3 protein-coding genes are annotated in these 4104 nt (G+C 62.8%); all 3 read right to left on the reverse strand.

The genetic code is table 11. The annotated features are described in order from the left end of the window. Positions 1 to 42 precede the first annotated feature (42 nt). On the reverse strand, positions 43 to 1542 hold the full coding sequence (locus HMPREF0372_RS09080) for an anti-sigma-I factor RsgI family protein (protein ID WP_007491237.1): 1500 nt from the start codon (positions 1540 to 1542) through the stop codon (positions 43 to 45). Continuing rightward, a complete protein-coding gene (locus HMPREF0372_RS09085; RefSeq protein WP_007491239.1) occupies positions 1539 to 2120 on the reverse strand; it encodes an RNA polymerase sigma factor in 582 nt (193 codons plus the stop codon). Before HMPREF0372_RS09085 ends, HMPREF0372_RS09080 begins: the two co-directional genes overlap by 4 nt. Before the next feature lie 252 nt (positions 2121 to 2372). Then, a complete protein-coding gene (locus HMPREF0372_RS09090; protein ID WP_007491242.1) occupies positions 2373 to 3932 on the reverse strand; it encodes a recombinase family protein in 1560 nt (519 codons plus the stop codon). Positions 3933 to 4104 lie beyond the last annotated feature (172 nt).

The raw sequence follows: 4104 nt of genomic DNA on the forward strand, positions 1-4104 counted from the left end.
CTTTCCCTACACGACGCTCTTCCGATCTGGCGCTTTGCCGCGTCAGTCCCGATCCATCTCATAGGTGAGCACGCCGCCGGTTCTGGCGTCGATCTTGTACTCGTACTCCATGCCGCCGGCCTTAAACTCCACCTTATAGCAGGGCGTGCGCTCGTCCAGCTCCTCCTCCACCTCCAGCTCGTAGGTGTCGGTCAGCGCCACCCCCGCGTTGGCCAACGCCGCGTCCCGGGCGGCATCCCGCCCGATGGCCTGGTCCGCGGGCAGGGCATTGGGGTGCTCCTCCCGCTTGCTCTTGAGCACGCTGCCGTCCGCGGCGGCAATCTCGTACTCGTACTCTGTAGTACCTGCCCAGAATTCCAGCTCGTAGGTCAGGCGGCCATCGTCAAAGTCCCGCTTGACCGTCAGCCCGCGCACGTCCCTTTCGGCCACGCCCGCATGGGCGAAGGCCGCGGCTTTGGCCGCCGCCTCGCCGATGTCGGTCTGAGCGGTGCTTCCGCCGCTGGTCAGGCTGCCGCCCTTTTGCTCCCGCCCGTGCTTGACAATGGCGCCGGTGGCGGCATCTACATCGTACTCATACTCCGTGTTTCCGGCAAAAAACTCCACCTCGTATACCATACGGCCGTCCTCATAGTCGTAGTCAGCCTCCAGGAACACCACGCCCCTGCTGGTCACACCCGCATGGGTCAGGGCAGCCTCCTTGGCGGCCTCCACACCGATATAGGCGCTCTGGCTGGCCGTACCTACCGAGTTCAGCGCCGGGTTGGAGGCGGTCGTGCTGGTCTGTCCCCCCGCGCTGTCCGGGGTCTGGACTGCGGTGGAATTGGCCAGCAGATTCAGCTCATTGATGGACAGCCCCACCAGGGACTCAAACGTGAGATGGTTGCTGCTGTCCACCAGGGACTGGATCAGCGTGGCCTTGCCCAGCGAGATGCCATACTCGTCCGCCTTTTGCTGAAGGGCGCTGTCCCCACTGAGGGTCTGGGAGAGGATCGCTCCGTTGACTTTGGCGGAGTCGAGCACCTGCCCGATCTCTGCTGTCAGCTTCTGCTCCAGGGCCGCGCCCCGGGCCGCATCGTCGTCCTCCACCGAGATGAGGATGGAGTTGGCCAGCTCATCCACATAGCCGTGCTTGAGCAGAGAGCCCATGATGGCGTTGACCGCCACATTCAGGTCGGCCCCCTTCAGGTCCATGCCGTCCAGAATTTCGTTTGCGTCCGCGTTCAGCGGAACGGCCGAGACCACCTTCTCCTGCCGGTTTACATCCAGCTCCACGCTGGGATTGACATCCAGAGAGATGACCGAAGCCACGGCATTGGCCTGGTAATACTGAACACCGGCGCCTCCGCCCACTACCACCAGCGCCAGGCAGGCCGCCGCAAGCCAAGCCATGGCCGCCTTTTTCCGCGGCTTCCGCGCCGGTACAGTCATGGGAATCACGTTTCCCCGCCGCGGTTCGCACCGGGAGAGGAGCGCCTCCAGATGGTCGGGCGCGGCGTGCTCCAGCGCGGTGCGCAGACGCTGTTCCAGTTCCTGATCGGTCACAGGGCATCCCCTCCTTCCAGCTTCGTCTTTAGTTTCAGGAGCGCGCGGCGGTACTTGGACAGCACCGTGGACAGGGGCAGCTCCAGCAGGCCTGCAATCTCCCTGTGCTTCCAGCCGGTCACCGCGTGGAGCAGCACAATTTGCCGTTCGTCATCCGCCAGCGCGGTGAGGGCGGCGTCCAGCACCTGCCGGTCCTCCACCGTCACCATCGGGTTCTCCGCTGCCAGCCGTTCCCAGTCCTCCAGAGCCATGTCCTGGGTCCTGCCCCGCTCCCGCAGCTTCATCAGGGCGAGGTTGCGGGCGATGGTCAGCAGCCAGGCCAGCGGTGTGCCCTGGGGACGGTACTGATGGGCGTTTTCCCAGGCCCGCACAAAAGCGTCCTGGGTCACATCCTCAGCGTCATGCTGGTTTTTCAGGTAGGATAGGGCCAGGCCGTACACCGACGTCCGCGTGCGGTGGTACAGCTCTGCCAGCGCCTCCTGATCCCCCCCGGCCAGCCGGGCCATCAGCGGCTCCAGCAGCTCCGGCGCAGTGGCGGTGCGGCGCTCCTCTGCCATTGTCTCAAGCAGGATTAACATGGTGTCGCGCTCCTGTCATCTTCTTAATGTACGGGAGCAGCGTTTTATTGCGCCGCCCCTCTCTTTTTTCCCGATTTTATTATATCCCATTCAGCCGCTAGGAGTAAAGCCCTTTTTTGCTGGGCCCAAGCCGCTTTGTACCGCGGCACAGGAGTGCTTATTCCTGAGCCCCCATGGCCGCCTCCAGCTTCTTGAGTGCTTTTTTCTCAATGCGCGATACCTCGCGCCGCGGTTATTGTAACCAGAGGTCCATTAAAAAAGCGCCTCCGGCGGGCAGAAGCGGAAGTGGATGACGAGCTCCCTCTGTTCAGTTAGCTCCACCCGCTCAATGAGGCTTACCAGAAGCTCCCGGTTGTCACCAGCCTCATCCAGAAAACGCTGAACCAGGGCCCCGGCCTTGTCCCCGGCCTCCGGGCTTTCCCGGCGTTCCAGCTCTGTCACACGCCGCTCCAGTGCGCCGCGCTCCTCGCGGGCCTGCCGGTAGAGCCGTGCAAAATCCGCCTCGGCCAGCAGGCCACTGAGCTGATCCAAATACATCCGGTCCAGGACGGTGGTCAGGCGGCCTATTTTGGCCCGCAGGGCCCGGATTTCCGCCGTGGGATTTTCCCCTCCATGAGCCTCTGCTACGGCAGACCGGGCGGCGGGCAGCAGGGCCGCAGGCTCCAGGCAGGCCCCGCAGGCCTCCCGCAGCTTGGCCACCACGGCACGAGTGACGGTCTGCTCCTGAATGGAGTGGCAGGTGCAGCCCCCTGTCTTTGTGAACCGCTGGTAGGTGCGGCAAACCAGATACCGCACATCCTCCCCCCGGCTGTTTTTCCGGTTGAGCACCGCCAGCGGGTGCCCGCACTCGTGACAGAAAAGCAGCCCTTTCAGCGGAAACTCATAGGTTCGGCTGCGGGTGTGCCGCCGGCTGGCCAACAGACGCCCCACCCGTTCAAAGGTCTCCGGCGTCACCAGCGGCTCATGGGTTCCCTCCACCACCACCCAGTCCTCCGGTAGCTGCCGAATGCACTTTTTGCTCTTGTAACTGACCTTCCGTCGACGCCCCTGTACCATATTTCCAATATAGGTTTCGTTTTGCAGCATCTCAGAGATGCGCTCACCGCTCCACTGTCCGGTACCGGAGGGATACAGGCCCGCGTAGCATCCCGGCGATGGGATGCCCTCAGCGTTGAGCTGCGCGGCGATCTGGCGGCAGCTCAGGCCCTCCAGCGCCAGCCGGAAAATACGTCGTACCACCGGCGCGGCCCCCTCATCCACCACAATTTTGTTCTTTTCCGCAGGGTGCATCTGATAGCCATATACCGGCTTGCCGCCGATAAACAGCCCCTTTCGCTGTTTGTCCCGCTTGACGCTGGAGATCTTTTTGGAGATGTCCTTTGCGTACATGTCGTTCATAATGGCCCGGAACGGCGTGATCTCGTTGGCGCTGGAGTCCACACCGGTGTCGATGCCGTCCAACAGGGAGATGTACCGCACACGGTGTTCCGGGAAATAGCGCTCCATATAGTGGCCGGTCATGATGTAGTCGCGCCCCAGCCGGGACAGATCCTTGGTAATCACCATGTTCACCCGTCCGGCCTCAATGTCCCGCAGCATTCGCCGGAACTCCGGGCGGTCGAAACTGGTGCCCGACCAGCCGTCGTCCACATAGAGGCCGGCCACCGGCACCCCCCGCTGGCGGGCAAAGTCCTCCAGCATGGCCCGCTGGTTGCTGACGCTCTCTGAGGGCCCGTCGGTTTCGTCCTCCCTGGACAGGCGGATATAAAGTGCGGCGCGGTACCTCTCCGCCCCTTCTATCTCCAGGTACATGAGTTACCCCCAGGGGTGTCCTTGTTAAGTTCCCGCGTCAAAAAGGCGCGGAATGAGCCTTGTACCAAATCCTTTGCCTCCGCCCCTCCATCGGTATAGGTACACCGTACCGTCACTTCCCGCTTCCGCTGTCCCAAGCAGATAAGGTACAATAATTTTCGCAAATTGAAAA

This window comes from Flavonifractor plautii ATCC 29863 (assembly GCF_000239295.1).
GTDB lineage: Bacteria > Bacillota > Clostridia > Oscillospirales > Oscillospiraceae > Flavonifractor > Flavonifractor plautii.